The organism is Cryobacterium frigoriphilum (genome assembly GCF_004403305.1).
In the GTDB taxonomy this organism is placed as follows: domain Bacteria; phylum Actinomycetota; class Actinomycetes; order Actinomycetales; family Microbacteriaceae; genus Cryobacterium; species Cryobacterium frigoriphilum.
Window position 1 is genome coordinate 1 of sequence record NZ_SOHE01000021.1, and the last position, 17,191, is coordinate 17,191.

General features: G+C 68.5%; 14 protein-coding genes. 4 read left to right on the forward strand and 10 right to left on the reverse strand.

What is annotated here, in order from left to right; genetic code table 11:
• Positions 1-342: 342 nt before the first annotated feature.
• The 6 genes from ilvA to E3T55_RS05265 all read right to left on the reverse strand — a co-directional run bounded on the left by ilvA (position 343) and on the right by E3T55_RS05265 (position 7,045).
• A complete protein-coding gene (ilvA, locus tag E3T55_RS05240) occupies positions 343-1,587 on the reverse strand; it encodes a threonine ammonia-lyase (RefSeq protein WP_134518532.1) in 1,245 nt (414 codons plus the stop codon).
• Positions 1,584-2,963: an AI-2E family transporter gene (locus E3T55_RS05245; protein ID WP_241992880.1), complete on the reverse strand. Its 1,380-nt coding sequence runs from the start codon at positions 2,961-2,963 to the stop codon at positions 1,584-1,586. The genes ilvA and E3T55_RS05245 overlap by 4 nt, the downstream gene beginning before the upstream one ends.
• 9 nt (positions 2,964-2,972) lie before the next feature.
• Positions 2,973-4,190 (reverse strand): ABC transporter ATP-binding protein, encoded by a 1,218-nt coding sequence (locus E3T55_RS05250; protein WP_134518533.1) that lies wholly within the window; start codon positions 4,188-4,190, stop codon positions 2,973-2,975.
• Complete coding sequence (locus E3T55_RS05255; protein ID WP_420897971.1) at positions 4,187-5,056, reverse strand: ABC transporter permease; 870 nt, start codon at positions 5,054-5,056, stop codon at positions 4,187-4,189. Before E3T55_RS05255 ends, E3T55_RS05250 begins: the two co-directional genes overlap by 4 nt.
• Entirely contained in the window at positions 5,044-5,841 is a 798-nt protein-coding gene (locus E3T55_RS05260; RefSeq protein WP_134518589.1) for an ABC transporter permease, read from the reverse strand. Before E3T55_RS05260 ends, E3T55_RS05255 begins: the two co-directional genes overlap by 13 nt.
• A gap of 73 nt (positions 5,842-5,914) precedes the next feature.
• Positions 5,915-7,045 (reverse strand): ABC transporter substrate-binding protein, encoded by a 1,131-nt coding sequence (locus E3T55_RS05265; RefSeq protein WP_134518534.1) that lies wholly within the window; start codon positions 7,043-7,045, stop codon positions 5,915-5,917.
• Between the two features lie 146 nt (positions 7,046-7,191).
• Between E3T55_RS05265 and E3T55_RS05270 the strand changes: the two genes are divergently transcribed.
• Positions 7,192-8,415, forward strand: coding sequence for a winged helix-turn-helix domain-containing protein (locus tag E3T55_RS05270; RefSeq protein WP_134518535.1), 1,224 nt, complete (start codon positions 7,192-7,194; stop codon positions 8,413-8,415).
• Positions 8,416-8,503: 88 nt separating this feature from the next.
• On the opposite strand, the gene E3T55_RS05275 is transcribed toward E3T55_RS05270, so the two are convergent.
• The gene (locus E3T55_RS05275; RefSeq protein WP_134518536.1) at positions 8,504-9,385 is read right to left on the reverse strand and encodes a M48 family metalloprotease; all 882 of its coding nucleotides are present in this window, start codon (positions 9,383-9,385) and stop codon (positions 8,504-8,506) included.
• Positions 9,386-9,397: 12 nt separating this feature from the next.
• On the reverse strand, positions 9,398-9,964 hold the full coding sequence (locus E3T55_RS05280; protein WP_134518537.1) for a LemA family protein: 567 nt from the start codon (positions 9,962-9,964) through the stop codon (positions 9,398-9,400).
• A gap of 198 nt (positions 9,965-10,162) precedes the next feature.
• Here E3T55_RS05280 and E3T55_RS05285 point away from each other — a divergent pair, with 198 nt between their 5' ends.
• On the forward strand, positions 10,163-11,080 hold the full coding sequence (locus tag E3T55_RS05285) for an ABC transporter ATP-binding protein (RefSeq protein ID WP_134518538.1): 918 nt from the start codon (positions 10,163-10,165) through the stop codon (positions 11,078-11,080).
• Positions 11,077-11,811, forward strand: a complete 735-nt coding sequence (locus tag E3T55_RS05290) for an ABC transporter permease (protein WP_134518539.1) — start codon at positions 11,077-11,079, stop codon at positions 11,809-11,811. Before E3T55_RS05285 ends, E3T55_RS05290 begins: the two co-directional genes overlap by 4 nt.
• A gap of 146 nt (positions 11,812-11,957) precedes the next feature.
• Here the strand turns inward: E3T55_RS05290 and E3T55_RS05295 are convergent, their stop codons facing one another.
• Both E3T55_RS05295 and E3T55_RS05300 read right to left on the reverse strand, forming a co-directional pair.
• Entirely contained in the window at positions 11,958-13,472 is a 1,515-nt protein-coding gene (locus tag E3T55_RS05295) for a glycoside hydrolase family 1 protein (protein ID WP_134518540.1), read from the reverse strand.
• Between the two features lie 31 nt (positions 13,473-13,503).
• Complete coding sequence (locus tag E3T55_RS05300; RefSeq protein ID WP_134518541.1) at positions 13,504-14,817, reverse strand: D-arabinono-1,4-lactone oxidase; 1,314 nt, start codon at positions 14,815-14,817, stop codon at positions 13,504-13,506.
• A gap of 256 nt (positions 14,818-15,073) precedes the next feature.
• Between E3T55_RS05300 and E3T55_RS05305 the strand changes: the two genes are divergently transcribed.
• Positions 15,074-17,176, forward strand: a complete 2,103-nt coding sequence (locus E3T55_RS05305; protein WP_166791686.1) for a hypothetical protein — start codon at positions 15,074-15,076, stop codon at positions 17,174-17,176.
• The last annotated feature ends 15 nt before the right edge of the window (positions 17,177-17,191 follow it).

Sequence of the window (17,191 nt, forward strand, 5' to 3'; positions counted from 1 at the left end):
AGATCAGATCAACGAACTCAGTACGGGTGTTAGCGGGAAACAACTTAGGCATGAAACGCTCCATCTCCTGAAGCGTTGCTACGACCATATGACTTTGCCACCTTTTCAGCCCGAGAACACCGCTTTCAGGCCCACACTCCGTCGAATGGTACACACACCCCGGCGGGCACGACCGCGGTGACGGATGCCGCGTCGCCGACCCGGGCATCCGTCGCTGCCGACCCGCACCACGGCTACCGCGTCCCAGCACCGCGTACCATTCGACGGAACAACCGGCGCAAACCGGCGCCCTGTCAACCCAAACACCGTTTTCAGGCCCGAACTCCGTCGAATGGTACGGGGTCAGTCGAAGTGGGGGTCGTAGCCGGCGGCGCGCAGGGTGTCGACGACGTGCTGGCGGTGCTCGGGCCCGCGGGTTTCGACGCTGACGTCAAGCTCGACCTCGCTGATCTGCAGGCCGACGCCGTGGCGCGTGTGCAACACCTCGATGACGTTCGCGGTCGCCTCGGCGAGCAGCTCCGAGATGCGGGCAAGCTGTCCCGGACGGTCGGGCAGCATGATGCGCAGCGTGAGGTAGCGACCGGATGCCGCCAGGCCGTGGCTGATCACGCGCTGCATCAGCAGGGGGTCGATATTTCCCCCGGAGAGAATCGCGACCGTCGAGCCGCCGGTCGTGCTCGGCGCGATCTTGCCGGCCAGGATCGCAGCGACGGCGACCGCACCGGCGGGTTCGACGACCTGCTTGGCGCGCTCAAGAAGCACGAGCAGAGCGCGGGCGGTGTCGTCCTCGGTGACGGTCACGACCTCGTCGACGCAGTCCCGCACGATCTCGAAGTTCAGCAGCCCCGGCTTGGCGACGGCGATGCCATCGGCGATGGTCGGGCCGATGACGATGGCGGTGGCCTCCCCCGCAGCCAGGGACGGCGGGTAGGCGGCCGCGTTGGCTGCCTGCACGCCGATCACGCGAATGCTGCGGCCCGTGAGGGCTGCGTGCTGCTTGAGTGCGCTCGCGACACCGGAGATGAGGCCGCCGCCGCCGATCGGCACGATCACGGTGTCGAGGTCGGGAACCTGATCAAGGATTTCGAGACCGAGGGTGCCCTGGCCGGCAACGACGTCCGCGTGATCGAACGGGGGAATGAGAATCGCGCCGGTCTCCCTGGCGTACTCGGCGGCGGCGAGCAGGGGCTCGGTGACCGTGTGGCCGCGCAAAATAACGTCGGCGCCATAGGCGCGCGTGGCCTGAAGCTTCGGCAGCGCGACACCGATCGGCATGAAGATGGTGGCCTGAATGCCGAGCTCACGCGCCGCAAAAGCTACCCCCTGCGCGTGGTTACCGGCGGAAGCGGCGACGACGCCGTGCGACTTCTCTTCGTCCGTGAGCTTCGACAGCCGGTTGAAGGCTCCGCGGATCTTGTAAGAACCGGTGCGCTGCAGGTTTTCGCACTTCAGATACACGGGTGCCCCGAGCAGGTCGGCGAGGTACCGGGAGCTCTCCATCGGGGTCACCTCGGCGACGCGCGACACGACGAGCCGGGCGGCTTCGAAGTCGGCAAGGCTCGGTCCGGCAAGAGTGGTCTCGGTCATGGGTATTGCTCTCCATCGGTGGGGGTAGTGGTCGCGGCGGCGCGGGTGGCGCGCGTGGCCCGGATGCTGGTCTTGCCGTAGCCGGGGCGGCTCTGCGGAACGGTGCTCCAGAGCGGTGAACTCGCCGCCGACGCGGCTCCGGATGCCGTGGGCAGGTCGCTGCGCCAGGTGCCGCCCGAAATGTAGCTCGTCATCACGTTGAGTACCGCCGCGATCGGCACCGCGAACAGGGCGCCCGGGATTCCGGCGAGCAGGGCACCGGCCGCCACCACGAGCACGACGGCGAGTGGATGCACCTTCACCGCGGTTCCCATGATGAGCGGCTGCAGAACGTGGCCCTCGACCTGTTGCACGAGAAGAACGACGCCGAGCATGGCAAGCGCGATGGGCCATCCGTTGAAAATCAGAGCGATGACCACGGCGACGATGCCGGTCGCGACCGCTCCGACGATGGGAATGAAGGATCCGAGAAAGACCAGGATCGCGATCGGAACCGCCATCGGCACGCCGAGCAGCGCGGCGCCGGCGCCGATGCCGATCGCATCGATGGAGGCCACCAGAATCTGCACCTTGGCGAAGTTGCCGAGGGTCGCCCACCCGGCCTTGCCGGCACCATCGACGGCGGCGCGGGCGCGACGGGGGAAGAACCGCACGATCCAGCCCCAGATGCCCTTGCCGTCGATGAGGATGATCAGCAGGCTGAACAGGGCGAGCAGCACTCCGGCCGCGAGGTGCCCGATCGAGGAGCCGACCGAGAGCGCCCCGCTGATGAAGACCTGGCTGTCATCTTGGATGACCGTCCAGAGCTGGTCGAGGTAGCTGTTGATCTCCGTTTCGCTCAGCTGCAGCGGACCGGTGAGCAGAAGCTCCTTGAAGCCCTCGTAGGAGGTGGCGAGACGGTCACTGAGACCGACGGAGCCGTCGGCGATCTGGGTTGCGGCGAGGGTGATGAGGCCGGCCACGAGCAACAGGGTGCCGATCATCGAGACGGCGACAGCCACGGCTTTGGGCCAGTGATGACGCACGAGGAAGGCGACGAAGGGCACCAGCAGCGCCGAGACCAGCACGGCCACCAGCAGGGGAATGACGATCAGGCGCAGTTGAATGACGATGAAGACGAAGACGGCGATCGCAGCGGCAACGACGAGCAGGCGCCACGACCAGGCGGCGGCCAGTCGGATGCCGGGGGGCAGGTTCTCATCGACACCATTCGGTATCGCTGGGCCGGGCGGGGCCGGCGCCAGGGGGGCGCTGACGCGGGTGAACACGGTGTGTGGGTCGGTCAGTATGACCGATTGCGACGCAACCCGCGGGGCCGCGCGCCCGCGGAGCCGCACGCGCCAGCGTCTGGCTGCCCTACCCGTGGATTCGCTCACCCCGACAGTCTAGGACTGACCGGGCACCGTGACCGTGACGGCCGATGACGTGTCGACCGTCGCGGCGACGGGAGGTTCTGCCGCTTCGACGGACACGGGCGCACCGGTCAGCGTGAGGCAAACGTTCTCGCCGGGCTGGGGTCGCAGGCGCACGTCGTGCTGAACGAAAACCGAGGTTCCGTCAGCCAGGCGCACGGTCGTGCGGCGGAGTGATCCGAGAAAGCTCGACGACACGACCACCGCGGCGATGCCGACGCTCTGGTCGGTTCCGTGGACGGTTCCGTGGCCGGTTCCGTGGCCGGGGGCGACGAACTCGATGTCTTCCGGACGGATCGACACCTGAACCGGGCCGTCAAGGTGCGAGGGGTCCACGAGCGGCAGGCTGACTCCGTGCACCTCGGCGAAACCGTACCGCACCAGGCCGGGCAGGCGGTTGCTCAGTCCGACGAAGTCAGCGATGAACGGTGACGCCGGCCGGGTGTAGAGCTCCTCGGGGGTGCCAACCTGCTCGATCCGGCCGTTCTGCATCACGGCGACCCGGTCGGCGACCGCGAGGGCCTCGTCTTGATCGTGGGTCACGAACAGTGTCGTGATGCCCAATTCCGTTTGAATACGGCGGATCTCATCGCGCAGCTGAACACGAACCTTCGCGTCGAGCGCCGAGAGCGGTTCGTCCAGCAGCAATACCCGGGGTTCGGTGACGAGGGCGCGGGCGAGGGCCACCCGCTGCTGCTGGCCGCCCGAAAGCTGGTGGGCGAACCGGTCGGCGTGGGCCGACAGCCCGACGAGAGTGAGGGCATCCGCTGCCCGGCTCCGGCGTTCACCGGCCCCGACCCGGCGCATGCGCAGTCCGAACTCCACGTTCTCGCCGGCCGTCAGGTGCGGGAAGAGCGAGTAGGACTGGAACACCATGCCCATGTCGCGCTTGTTGGTAGGCAGAGCGGATACGTCGGTGCCGTTGATCGAGATACTGCCCGCATCGGCGCCCTCGAGTCCGGCGAGCACCCGCAGCGCCGTGGTCTTGCCGCTGCCGCTGGGGCCGAGCAGGGCCACGAATTCGCCCGCCTGAATGGTGAGGTCGAAGCCGTCGAGGGCCCGGTGGCCGGCGAAGTTCTTGGTCACGCCGGCGAAGTGCACGACAGAGCCGCGCCCGGCACGAGTGGTGCCGGACGTGCCCTGCGTGCCGGGCTGCGCGGGGTCGATGCTGGTCGGGGGCAGGCGTTTCATGACGGGCCTTTCGGAACGAGAGGAGCTGCCCGTCGACGACGCGGGGTGCGCACCCGGTCGGCGCCGAGGCGTCCGATCAGCAGCAGCAGCCCGAAGGCGAAAGCGAGTGCGAGCAGGGACATAATGACGGCCGTATAGGGGTCGTTCTTACTGACCACGAGCAGCGCCGTTTGCAGGTTGATGCGGTTGAGCAGCGACGCGATCGTGAATTCCCCGAGCACCACCGCCACCGAGATGAAGGCTCCGGCGAGGATCCCGCGGCGGAGATTGGGCACGAGCACCCGCAGCAACACACTCAGCCAGCTCGCTCCCAGGGTGCGGGCCGCCTCGCTGAGCGTGCGCACGTCGACCGCGTCGAGGTTGGACTGCACCGCCCGATAGGCGAACGGCAACACCGTGATGCCGTAGGCGAAGGCGAGCGTTCCCACGCTGCTGCCGGCCAGCCGGGCAACCACCGAGTACACCGGAGCGAGGCCGACGACGAGCACGATCGCCGGGATGCTGATGGGCAGGATGCAGACGAATTCCATCAGCCGACGCAATCGGGGAAAGCGCAGGTGAATGAGTACCATCGTCGGTACGAGCAGCACGAGAACGATCAGTACGGTGCCGATCGCGAGGCCGACCGAGTTGCCGAGGGCGACGAACACCGGTCGGTATTCGGTGGCGAACCCACCGCCGAACAGCGCCGCCCAGCGGTCAAGATTGTGCTCGCCGTCGAGCCCGGAGCGCATCGTGAATTCCACCATGGCCAGAATCGGAATCAGAAACACCAGCCCGACGAGGCCGAGAATGATGACCTGCACCGGCCGGCTCGGAGCGTGAGCCGCCCGGTGGCCGGCGGCGGCGCCGGTCACTGCTGCCACCGGCTCGCCCGGGACTGCAGCCGCGAATACCCGACCATGACGACGGTCATGACCAGGATCATCCCGAGCGCGAGGGCACCGGCGAGGTTCTCCCGGCCGAGCAGCGTCTCACTGGTCAGGGCCGCCCGAATCTGCAGCGGCACGATCTGTGAGCCCTGGCTCGTGAGGGCGGCCGCGGTCGCGTACGACGAGAACGCGTTGGCAAAGAGCAGCAGCAGGCTGCCGAGGAACGAGGGGGCGAGCACCGGAAACGCGATGCGCCACCAGTAGGTGCCGGTGCTGCCGCCGAGTGTCGCGTTCGCCTCTGCCCACTGCGGTTTGAGTCCCTGAAGCGCCGGCATGAAGGTGATGACCATGAGTGGCACCTGAAAGTAGATGTAGGGCAGAATCAGGCCGGGCAGCTCGTAGAGCCAGACCCCGTTCGCGTAGATGTCGGTGCCGAGCGTGTCGCGCAGATAGACGGTGACCATGCCTTGGATGCCGATGGTCGCCACGAACGCGAAGGCCAGCATGATGCCGCCGAACTGGGCGAGCACGCCGCTGATCGAGTCGACGGCGGAGCGCAGCGGGCCGTCTGGCCGGGCCCCGAGCAGCGCGTAGCAGACCAGCGCGCCCACGACCGCACCGACCACGGCGGTCAGCGCCGACAGCCAGAACGAGCTGTAGAAGGTGCTGAGCACGAGCGGGTCGCCGAGCGCGGCGACGGTCGCGAGCGTCAAGCGACCGTCGCCGTCGAAGAATCCCGTGCCGACCGCGATCAGCGTCGGCAGGGCGAGAAAGAGCATGACATAGAGCGCGAACGGCAGCAGCCCGAGGGCCGCTGCCGCGCTTCGTCCGGCACGCCGAGCGGTCACGGTATTACTGAACAGCGGATGCCCACTTTTCGCCCAGCAGGGCGGCCGCGGCGTCGCTCTGGGCGCTCGTGGGCACAACGGTTTCGGCCGGCGTTTCGGGCAGGGCGTCAAACAGTTCGCTGTCGATGGTGCCGGCCTCGTTCATGGCGTCGGCACGCACCGGGCGGGCACCGCCGGCGAGCCACAGGTTCTGGGCTTCGTCGCTGTAGAGAAATTCCTGCCAGAGTCGTGCTGCGGCGGGGTGCGGGGCATCCGCGTTGATGGCCTGGTTGTAGTAGCCGGCGTATCCGGTGCCGGGAAAGACCACGACCTCCCACTCACGTTCGCCCTCGAGCTGCGTGCCGTAGCCCACGTTGAGGTAGTCCCAGTCGAAGACGACCGGGGTCTCGCCGGAGGCGATGGTGGCCGCCGTCGGGTCGATCTTCAGAAAGTTTCCGGCCGCGTTGAGCTCGGAGAAGAAGTCGATGCCGGCCTGAAAGTCGTCGGCGGTGTCGGTACGCTGTGCGGTCGCGAGACCGACCGCGGCGAAAGCGGCGCCGGCCTGGGTCGGGTCGCCGTTGATGGCCACCTTGCCGGTGTAGTCGCTGCCGAGCAGGTCTTCGAGGGATTCCGGGGCGGGAACCGCGGCGGGGTCGTAGCCGACGGCCATGTATCCACCGTAGTCGCCGACATACAGGCCGCTTTCCTCCTTGAGGGCGTCGGGAATCTCGGACCAGGTGGCGACCTGATAGGGCGCGAACCGGTCGGTGCTCGCGAGGGCGACGGCAAGCCCGAGGTCGAAGACATCGGGGGCGGTGTCCTGGCCCTTGAGGTTGTCGGCGGCCTGAATCTCTTCGGCGCTCGAACCGTCGGGCGAGGCCTCGGTGATGGTGATGTCGGGGTACTTCTCGGCGAACAGGTCCAGAACGGCGCCGTAGTTGGCCCAGTCGCGGGGCAGGGCGATCACGTTGAGGCCGCCCTCCTCGATCGCGGCGGCTTCCAGGGCGGCGAGGTCACCGAATGCGCTGAGGCTCGTCGCGGTCGACGCGTCGACGCCGCCCTCGGTGCTCGAGGCATCGCTCGAGCAGGCGGTCAGGGACAGGGCGAGAACTGTGCCCGCGGCCAGGGCAGCGAGCAGGGAACGCTTGGGAAGCACGATTCCTCCGTAGAAATACGAGAATAGGCGGCCGGTCGGTGACCGAACCGTCCCGACACTAGAGAGAGCAGATGGCCAGCCGACCGTCACACGCTGAACGCTCCGTGAACGAGGGGTGTCTGATCGGAGCGGATACAGTCAGACAGATGGTCCCCTCCCGTTCTGCCGCGCAGGCCGTTTCCCCTGCCCTGGCCCGCCGCATTGCCCTCGCGGCGCAGGGTTTCGGCCGCCCCGGGGCGTCCGCGCCGGGCATCCGCCAGTTGGATGCCCTCGTCAACCGCATCGAACTGCTGCAGATCGATTCGGTCAACGTGTTTGAGCGCAGCCACTACATGCCCGCGTTCAGTCGACTCGGACGCTACGACAAGGGCCAGCTCGACCGCCTCAGCACCGGGCGTGAGGCGCGGTTCACCGAGTATTGGGCACACGAGGCGTCGCTGATACCGCTCGACACCTGGCCGCTGCTGCACTGGCGGATGCAGCACTACCGCGACCTCGCGACGAACGCCCCCGACGCCTGGTCGAACGCGAACCGGCCGATGCTCGACTGGCTGCTCGCCGAATTGGCCGCGAAGGGGCCACTGCGGTCGAGCGAGATTGAGCACGACGCCAATAAGCGCAGCGGTCCGTGGTGGGGCTGGTCAGACGTGAAGACCGGTCTCGAGGTGCTGTTTCGCTGGGGGGCCGTCGTGAGCGCCGGGCGCATCCGCTTCGAGCGGGTGTACGCACTGCCCGAACAGGTGTTTTCTGCGGGGCTGCTCGGCCGCTCGATCGGAACCGTCGACGCGCACCGCGAGCTGGTGCGGCGCTCGGCGCGGGCACACGGTATTGGCACGGCGGCGGACTTCGCCGACTACTTTCGGCTGAAGACGGCGCCGACGCTCACGGCAATTCGCGACCTTGAGGAGGCCGGCGAACTGCTGCCGGTGACCGTGCCGGGCTGGAACTCGCCGACCTGGCTGCACCGGGATGCCCGGCTCCCCCGCCGCATCGACGCGGCCGCCGTCCTGTCGCCGTTCGACCCGGTCGTCTGGGCGCGCGCCCGGGCGCTGCGGATCTTCGACTTTCACTACCGAATCGAGATCTACACGCCCGAGCCGAAACGGGTCTTCGGCTACTACGTGCTGCCGGTGCTGATCGGCGACCGCATCGTGGGGCGGGTCGATCTGAAGAACGATCGGCAAAACGGGGTGCTGCGCGTTCAGGCCGCCTGGAGCGAAGCGGATGCCCCCGCCGAGACCGCCGAGCGCCTCGCCCTGGTGCTGCGCGAGACCGCCGCCTGGCAGGGGCTCGACGACATCGTGGTGGCGCCGCGCGGCACCCTCGCCCCCGGCCTCGCCGCGGAACTGCTCGTGACGACAAGCGGTTAATTCGACCCCAAGTGGCTGAACAGCGGATGAAACGCCGAGGTTCGGTCGCTCGATCTGCTTTTCGTGGGCGGCGAGCGGTGCGGACCGGTTAGAACTTGCTGCCCATGGCCTGCAGGCGCTCGATGCGGTCTTCGAGCGGCGGGTGCGTGGCGAAGAGCTTGGCCATCGCGCCCTTCTTGAGCGGGTCGGCGATCCACAGGTGGGCCATCGACGTGTTCTGCTTCTGCATCGGGCGGCCATACTCGCCGAGCTTCGCGAGGGCGCTGGCGAGGGCATCCGGATGCCGTGTCGTGAGGGCGCCCGTCGCATCCGCCAGATACTCACGCTGCCTCGAGACCGCAAGCTGTACGACCGTCGCGATGATCGGCGCGATGACCATCGCGACGAGGCCGAAGACCATGACGACCGGGTTGCCGTTGTTGTTGTTGCGCCCGAAGAACGCCATGCGCAGGAAGATGTCAGACACGAACCCGATCGCGACGACGAGGCCGAAGACGATCATCGACAGGCGAATATCGTAGTTGCGCACGTGACCCATTTCGTGGGCCATGACACCCTCGAGTTCGGCGTCGTCCATGATGTCGAGCAGCCCGGTTGTCGCGGCGACGATCGCGTGCTGCGGGTCGCGGCCGGTGGCGAACGCGTTCGGCGCCGGGTCGTTGATGATGTAGACCTCGGGCATCGGCGTACCGGTGGTGATCGACAGGTTCTCCACGACGCGCCACAGGCGCGGATGGTCGGACTTGCTCATGACGCGGATTCCGCCGGTCATCGAGATCGCCTGCCGGCCCGCCGCGAAATATTGGATCAACACATAAGCGGACGCGATCACGACGGTCATGATCAGCGCGGTGTAGCCGTTGATGCCATAGGCGACCCCGGCGAGCCAGCCCAGGCCGGTGACGAGGGCGAGAAAGAAGATGATGATGAAGACGGTGTTGCGCTTGTTTTTCGCTATCGCGCTATACATCGAGGCTCTCCGTTAGAACTGAACGCGGGGCGGCTCCGCGATCGCGGCGGAATCGGCGACCTCGAAGAAGTCGCGTTCCGTGAAGCCGAGGTTGACGGCGAAGAGGTGGTTGGGGAAGACCTTGATCTTGGTGTTCATCTCGCGAACGCCACCGTTGTAGAAACGGCGGGCGGCCTGGATCTTGTCCTCGGTGTCGACGAGTTCGCCCTGCAACTGCAGGTAATTCTGACTCGCCTGCAGCTGCGGGTAGGCCTCGGCCACGGCGAAGATGCTCTTGAGCGCGGTCTGCATGTGGTTCTCGGCGACGGATGCATCGGCCGGCCCCTGCGCGCCGAGGGTCTCGGCCCGCGCACGGGTCACGCTCTCAAAGACGTTCTTCTCGTGTGCCGCGTAGCCCTTGACCGTTTCGATCAGGTTGGGCAGCAGATCCGCACGACGCTTGAGCATCACCGTGATGTCGCTCCACGCCTCGTCCACGCGCACGTTCAACGTCACGAGGGAGTTGTAGGTTGCCCACAGGTAGATGCCGACTATGGCAACCAGGGCTACAACGATCAGAACCGGGATGAGCCATTCCATGGCAGCGTCTCCTTGCAAATTTGGTACCGACCCGCCTGGATGGCGAATGGTGCGGCGTGCGGTGCGCCTTCATACTAACCAAGCAGTCTGGGCCTCTCATGCGCTTCTCACCACACTCGAAGCTACTGTGGAGCCGCCGATGCAAACTCGTCGTCTACCCGGCTTGACGTGGCGCCCGATTCTGAGAAGAGTTCGGATATGCAGCCCACACAGCACGCCGCGGTCGTCATCACCGATTTGCATGCCCGCCGGGGGAAAAACCCGGTGCTCACTGGCCTGAACGTGACCGTGCCGGGTGGCGCGGTGGTCGGCCTGATCGGCCCCAGCGGATGCGGCAAAACCACCCTGCTGCGCGCCATCGTCGGCGTGCAGGTGGTGCAGTCGGGCACCGTCACCGTGCTCGGGGACACCGCCGGATCGGCGGGGCTGCGCAGCCGGGTCGGCTACGTCACCCAGGACGCGAGCGTCTACGACGACCTCACCGTACGGCAGAATCTGCAGTACTTCGCGGCCGTGCTCGGAGCGCCGCGCGACGACGTCGATCGGGTACTCGAGCAGACCGATCTGACCCCCCAGTCCGGGCAACTCGTCGCATCGCTGTCGGGCGGCCAGCGCAGCCGGGTCTCGCTCGCCGGCGCGCTTCTGGGCACCCCGGAGCTTCTCGTGCTCGACGAACCGACGGTGGGCCTGGACCCGGTGCTGCGGGTGGAGCTGTGGGCGCTGTTTCACCGGCTCGCCGCCGCCGGCACGAGCCTGCTGGTGTCGAGCCACGTGATGGACGAGGCCGCCCGCTGCGACCGGCTGCTGCTGATGCGCGGCGGCGAGATTCTGGCTGACGACACCCCGGCCGGACTGCTGGCTTCGACCGGGACCACCGACACGGAGTCCGCGTTTCTCGCGCTGATCGGGCGGCAGCCGTCGGGTGGCACGGCAGCCGGGCACCCGGCAGAGCCCGCGGCAGCACTGGCAGCACTGGCAGCACCGACAGCACCGACAGCACTGGCAGCACCGACAGCACTGGCAGCACCGGCAGCCGGGCAGGCGGCCCGTCCCCGCACGGCGCGGCACGCGTTACCGGCGACACCGGCCAGCACCCCGAACGACCGCCGCTCATGAACCCGCGCCGCACTCTCGCGACGGCGAGCCGAGTACTCTCGCAGGTGCGTCACGACCCGCGCACGATCGGGCTGCTGCTCGTGGTACCCAGCGTGCTGATCGGCCTGATGGCCTGGATGTTCTCCGACACCCCCGTCTTCGACACCATCGGTCCGGCGCTCATCGCGCTGTTTCCGTTCATCGTGATGTTTCTCGTCACGAGCATCACGACGCTGCGGGAGCGGCGCACCGGAACCCTGGAGCGGCTGCTGTCGATGCCGCTCGGTCGTGGCGATCTGATTCTCGGCTACACGCTCGCCTTTGGGCTGCTCGCGGTGCTGCAGTCCGCGGTCGCGGTCGGCTTCGCGGTCGGGGTGTGCGGGCTCGAAATCGCCGGTTCGGTCTGGCTGCTGCTCGCCGTCGCGGTAGCGGATGCCGTGCTCGGCACCACGCTCGGCCTGCTCGCGAGCGCCTTCGCGCGCACCGAGTTTCAGGTGGTGCAGTTCATGCCGCTGCTCGTATTTCCGCAGATTCTGCTCGGGGGGCTGTTTCTGCCACGGGAACAGCTGCCCGACGTGCTGCGCAGTGTGAGCGATTGGCTGCCGCTGTCGCACGCGATCGACGCGCTGCAGGCCGTCGCGAGCGGCTCGGAGGACACCGCCTATGTCGTCGGCGAGTTGCTGATCATCGGGGCGTGGATCGTCGGCGCCGTGGTGCTCGGCTCCGTGACCCTGCGGCGTCGCACGCCCTGACCCGGCGGTCGCGCCCCCTGGTGACGTGAGCGCGCCCAGAACCGGTGCGCGCTACGGTAACGGGCGTAGCGCTCACCCGTATCGGGCGCGGTCACGCTGCGCTGTCGCAGCGCAGCGCAGCGAACGGCGTGGTCACGGCCCGGTCGCTAGCGGTGGGCGAGCACGTTCTGCAGCCAGCGGTAGGACTCCTTCGGGGTGCGGGTGCCGACCCGCGGGGAATCAGCGAAGGCCACGTGCACGAGGCCGTAGCGTGCCGTGAAACCGGCCTCCCATTCGAAGCCGTCGAGAATCGAACGCACCAGAAAGCCGCGCAGGTCGAGGCCGGCGGCCACGCCGCCGGGCCGCACCGCGGCGAGCGCGGCCGTGAGGTGCTCGGCAAGGTAGTCAATTCGCAACGGGTCAATTCGCAACGGGTCGATTCGCAACGGGTCGTTCCCGGCACCGCGGGCATCCGCCGCCTCGTCGGTACTCGCTCCGACGGTGACGAACACCGCCGGCAGGGCATCGCCGTAACGCTTTTGCAGCTCACCGAGGGCGACGCCGAGAAATTCGGGCGCGACGGATGCCCCATCTCCGGTCACCGCGAATTCGCGCAGCTTCTCGGCATAAAACGGCAGCCGGGCCCGCGCCGCGGCGCCCGGAACGACCGGCGCGGCCGGGGCATCCGGATCAACCGGGTGAAGGGCCGTGCGCGGATGACCGGCCTTGATGCGCAGTGGCTGCACGTAGGAGACGCCGTAGAAGTCGAGCGGTTGGTGAATCGTGCGGAGGTCCGCGGGGTCGGCCTCGAGCAGGGTGCGCAGCTCGACCGCGAAGGGTTCGAGCGGGTCGGGGTAGCGGCCGAGCAGCACCGGGTCGGCGAACACCCGGTTGTACAGCAGGTCGACGAGGTCGGCGTAGGAGCGGTCCTCGTCGCGGTCGCTTGCGGACATGACCGGCGAGTAGGCGTTGGTCAGGCCGATGCCGCCCCGCACGTCGGCGGCGCGCAGCCCCTGCACGGCAAGGCCGTGCCCGAGCAGCTGGTGGTGGGCCGCGGGCAGGGCGTCGAAGAGCAGCGCTCTGCCGGGGGCGTGCACGCCCAGGGCGTAGCCGGCGACGGTGACCGTGGCCGGTTCGTGCAGCGTGACCCAGGAATCGATTCGGTCGCCGAGGGCGGCACCGACCTCGTGCGCATAGTCGCCGAAGCGCCCGGCCGTGTCCCGGTTCATCCAGCCGCCGCGCAGGGCGGCCGGCAGGTCAAAGTGGCACAGGGTGGCCTGGGGGCGGATGCCCGCGGCGAGCAGCTCGTCGAGCAGCCGATCGTAGAACGCCAGGCCGGCGGCGTTCAGCGCGCCGCGAGCGTCGGGTTGCAGCCGCGGCCAGGCCAGCGAGAACGCATACGTGTCGACGCCGAGGTCGCGCAACAGCAACGCGTCTTCGAGGTAGCGGTTGAGGTGATCGCTTGACACCGAGGCGTTCGAGCCGCCGCGGATGCGGCCGCTCGCGGCGGTACCGCCCTGGCTCGTGAAGACATCCCAGACCGACTCGCCCCGGCCGCCGTCGCGGGCGGCGCCCTCAATCTGAAAGGCCGACGAGGTCACCCCGACCAGAAAGCCGGCGGGCAGCGAGCCGCCGAGTTCGTTCGCGCGGTGCGGCCAGTCGCGTGCAGCGTGGGTCGTCATCGTGTCGTGGGGGTCAGGCGGTTGGGGGTGTTCATCGTCCGAGGACTCTTTCCAGATAGGGGTTGCTGAAGCGTCGCTCCGGGTCGAGCCTGTCACGAACCCGCAGAAAATCGTCGAAGCGCGGGTACAGCTGGCGCAGCGAGTCGGCTGTCTGCTCGTGCAGCTTGCCCCAGTGCGGACGCCCGTCGTGGGCGAGCAGGATCTCTTCGACGGCCCGAAAGTACGGGCCGGGATCTTCCCGCCAGTAGCGGTGCACGGCAATGTAGCCCGTGTCTCGACCGTACGCGCCCGACAGCCACACGTCGTCGGCGGCCGCGGAGCGCACCTCGACCGGAAACGACAGCGTCCAGCGACGGCGCTCGATGAGCGCGCGTACCTCGGCGAGGGCCGCCGGCACCGCCGCTCTCGGCAGGGCATATTCCATTTCGCGAAAACGTACTCGGCGCGGGGAGGCGAATATGCGGTGCGAGGCATCGGTATATTCCCGGCCGCCCATGGTGCGTTCGGCGAGCCGGTTGAAGCCGGGAATGAGGGCGGGAACGAGGGTTCCCGCCGCGCACATCGCCCGATAGACGTCGTTGGCGACGACTCCGTCGTCGAACCAGCGCGCCAGTCGTCTGCTGGGGCCGGGTCGAGTGCCCGCCGCCAGCCGGGTGTTGGTTTTCGTCAGCGCCGTGCCGGTATGGGGAAACCAGAAGAATTCGAAGTGGTCGGCCCGCCGGGTGCGCTCGAGGTACCCCTGCATAACGGCATCGAGCGGCTCGGCGGTCTCGACGGCGTGCACCTCAAACTGCGGCACACACTGCACGGTCAGATCCACGATGATGCCGAGGGCACCGAGACCGACGCGCAGTGCCGGCAGCAGGTCGGCGTTCTCGGTCTCACTCACCTGAAGCAGCGAGCCGTCACCGGTCACGAGCGTCAGCGCGACGATTCGGGTCGACAGCCCGCCGAGAGCGCCGCCGGTGCCGTGGGTACCGGTCGAGACCGCCCCGGCCAGCGTCTGCCGGTCGATGTCGCCGAGGTTGTGCAGGGCAAGTCCCCAGGGTTGCAGCAGCCTGGGAATGCGGTGCAGGGGCGTTGCCGCCGCAAAGGTCGCGCGTTGGGCACCGGCGTCGACGCTCAACAACCCGCTCAGGTCATGCAGGTCGAGCAGCACCCCGGGGGCGAGCGCAATACCCGTGAAGCTGTGCCCGGTGCCGACCGCCTTGATGCGCAGCCCCGCCCGGGCGGCGGCCAGCACGGCCCGTTGCACGGCTCCGGGCGTAGCCGGGCGTTCGACCCGGACCGGCCGCACGGCCTCGGTGCGGGCCCAATTGCGCCATACGGCGCCGCTGTTCGTCAACTCCGTGCCCTCCCCGAGAGCGAAACCTCGACCTGATCGTCTGCCCTGCGCCAGTCTGCCCTATAACGAATGAGACCTCGCGTGCCGCCACCGCCTGGAAGAGATTGACATTCTGTCGGTATCCCCGTGAAATGGGGGGACGGGGAGGCATGTGACCGGATCGTGGCGAGCAGTGCTGACGGGTTCAGCGCGACTTCGCCGAACCGTTTTCAGGCCAGCCGTCTGTGCGGCCCTGGCCGCGGCGCTGCTCGCTGCCGTGATGCTCATCCCCGCCCTCACCGCTTCCGGCCCCGCGAGTGCGGCCACCACCGCGCCGACGCCGTCACCCACCCTGCAGGTCGCCCCGACCCTCCAGGCCGCCCCCACCATTTCGAGCCCCCCGGACGGCATCTTCATCGGCAACTCGACGACCACGGTCGCGGGAACCCGTGAGGTGGATCAGGAAATCCAGCTGCTGTCCCCCACCGGGCAGGATCCGCTGTGCATCGTCGCACCGAACGGTACCACCTCGTGGAGCTGCGACCGCGTGCCGGTGCCGAACGGGGCATCCGTCGTGCTGCGTGTCGTCGTCACCGGGCAGACCGAACTCAGCGATCAGATCGCCGTGTCGGTGCTCGGCGCCCCGATCGTGCTTGGCGGACCGAGCGGCCAGTCGGCTTCGAACGGTGCGGTGCGGGGAACGGGCGAGCCGGGAGCATCCGTTTCACCGGTGCTGCCGAACGGGCAGACCTGTCTCGCGACGGCCGACAGCACCGGTGCCTGGGCCTGCTTCATCGAGGGTGCGCTCACGAGCGGCAGTGTGGCCGTCACCGCCAGCCAGACCAAGGCGAGCATCAGCGGTCCCTCATCGTCGAACGACAGCGCTCCCGTCACGATTCGCTTCGACGTCGACCGGCCCGCGGCGCCGGCGCTGACCTCACCGCGCGACGGTGCGCGGGTGTCCACCGCCGGAACGGTGTACTCCGGCACCGGCGAAACCGGTGCCACGGTCACGGTCTTCGCCGGGCCCTATTCGGTCTGCACCGCGGTCGTCTCCGGCGGCGCCTGGCAGTGCTCGGCCGGCGGAGTCGCCGCGGGCACCTACAACGTCATCGCCGCGCAGCAAGACGAAGCCGGCAACCTGAGCGGCGGCAGCCCGGCCAGGTCGGTCGTCTACACCGGGGCCTCGGCGACCCCCGCTCCCTCGGCATCGGCGACGCCAACCCGGCCGGGCGCGACCGCGGTACCGACGCCGGCGCCGAACGGTGACGCGACGGATGCCCCCGCTGCCGCCGACACCGCCACTCCCGCCCCGCAGACCCCGGCACCGACGACTCCGCTGACGCCCGAGCCGGGCGCCGCCGAGGACTCCGACGATCCCGATGACGACATGTCGGCGCTGCAGCCCGGCAATTGGAGCGACCCGACCCGGTTCACGACCGCCGTCATCTCCCCGTTCTCGGGTTCGGGCTACCCGTGGCTGCAGGCCGTGCTGTTCGCCGTCGGCGCGGTGTTGCTGCTCGCGATCCCGGCCCATCTGCTGGCCGGCACGATCCTTCGGGCCCGAGGCGGCCGCCCACTGTGGCGCGGCAGTTCCCTGGCCGGACGCAACCGGGTACGCGAAGAATTTGAGACAGCACCCAGCGTGCGTCTGAACCGTTGGCTGCTGGGCGGCGCGGCGCTCGTCGCGGCCGCGACGCTCGTCATGCTGTCCGGGCCGATCGTGAGCGAACCGGCGTACCTGCGCCTGCTCGTCGCCGTGGTGATCGCCCTCTTCCTGGTCAACCTCGTCGCATCCGTCGCCCCGCTGTCGTGGAGTTCCCGGGCGCTCAAGGTCGACGCCACCATCACCTTCCTGCCGCGCTACCTGTTGCTGGTCTTTCTCACGGCGATCGGATCGCGGGTCTTCGGTGTCGAACCGGCGTTGCTGTTCGGCCTGCTCGGCAGTGTCACCGTCGTGGCCGGGGCCACCCCGGCACACCGAGGGCAGCTGGCCACGGTGCGCGCAGCAAGCCTCATCGTTCTCGCCGTGCTGGGTTGGTTTGTGCTGGGCGTGCTGCCCGCTGCCGACCACGTCGGCACCGCCCTGCTCGCGGAGATCGTCAACACCCTCGTGCTGGCCGCGATCGGCTCTGCGGTGTTCATTCTCGTACCGATCGGCAACACCAGCGGTCGCAGCGTTCTGGTCTGGTCACCGCTCGTCTGGGTCGGGCTGACCCTGGCCGCCCTGACGGTCTTGTTCGGCGTGCTCGCGCCGGTCGTGGCCGTCTGGCACAGCGAGGGCACCATCGCGCTGCTCTGGGTTGCCGCCGCGAGCTTCGCGGCCTTGAGCTGCGGTGCCTGGGCCTGGCAGCGATTCGTGGCTCCGACGCAGGTCTGACCCGCGCTATCGTCA

Excerpts from the sequence above, each read along its gene's own strand:
- E3T55_RS05250 (WP_134518533.1), bottom strand. The coding sequence starts at position 4,190 with ATGAAACGCCTGCCCCCGACCAGCATCGACCCCGCGCAGCCCGGCACG.
- ilvA (WP_134518532.1), bottom strand. The coding sequence starts at position 1,587 with ATGACCGAGACCACTCTTGCCGGACCGAGCCTTGCCGACTTCGAAGCC.
- E3T55_RS05260 (WP_134518589.1), bottom strand. The coding sequence starts at position 5,841 with ATGCTCTTTCTCGCCCTGCCGACGCTGATCGCGGTCGGCACGGGATTC.
- E3T55_RS05295 (WP_134518540.1), bottom strand. The coding sequence starts at position 13,472 with ATGACGACCCACGCTGCACGCGACTGGCCGCACCGCGCGAACGAACTC.
- E3T55_RS05275 (WP_134518536.1), bottom strand. The coding sequence starts at position 9,385 with ATGTATAGCGCGATAGCGAAAAACAAGCGCAACACCGTCTTCATCATC.
- E3T55_RS05280 (WP_134518537.1), bottom strand. The coding sequence starts at position 9,964 with ATGGAATGGCTCATCCCGGTTCTGATCGTTGTAGCCCTGGTTGCCATA.
- E3T55_RS05285 (WP_134518538.1), top strand. The coding sequence starts at position 10,163 with ATGCAGCCCACACAGCACGCCGCGGTCGTCATCACCGATTTGCATGCC.
- E3T55_RS05290 (WP_134518539.1), top strand. The coding sequence starts at position 11,077 with ATGAACCCGCGCCGCACTCTCGCGACGGCGAGCCGAGTACTCTCGCAG.
- E3T55_RS05270 (WP_134518535.1), top strand. The coding sequence starts at position 7,192 with ATGGTCCCCTCCCGTTCTGCCGCGCAGGCCGTTTCCCCTGCCCTGGCC.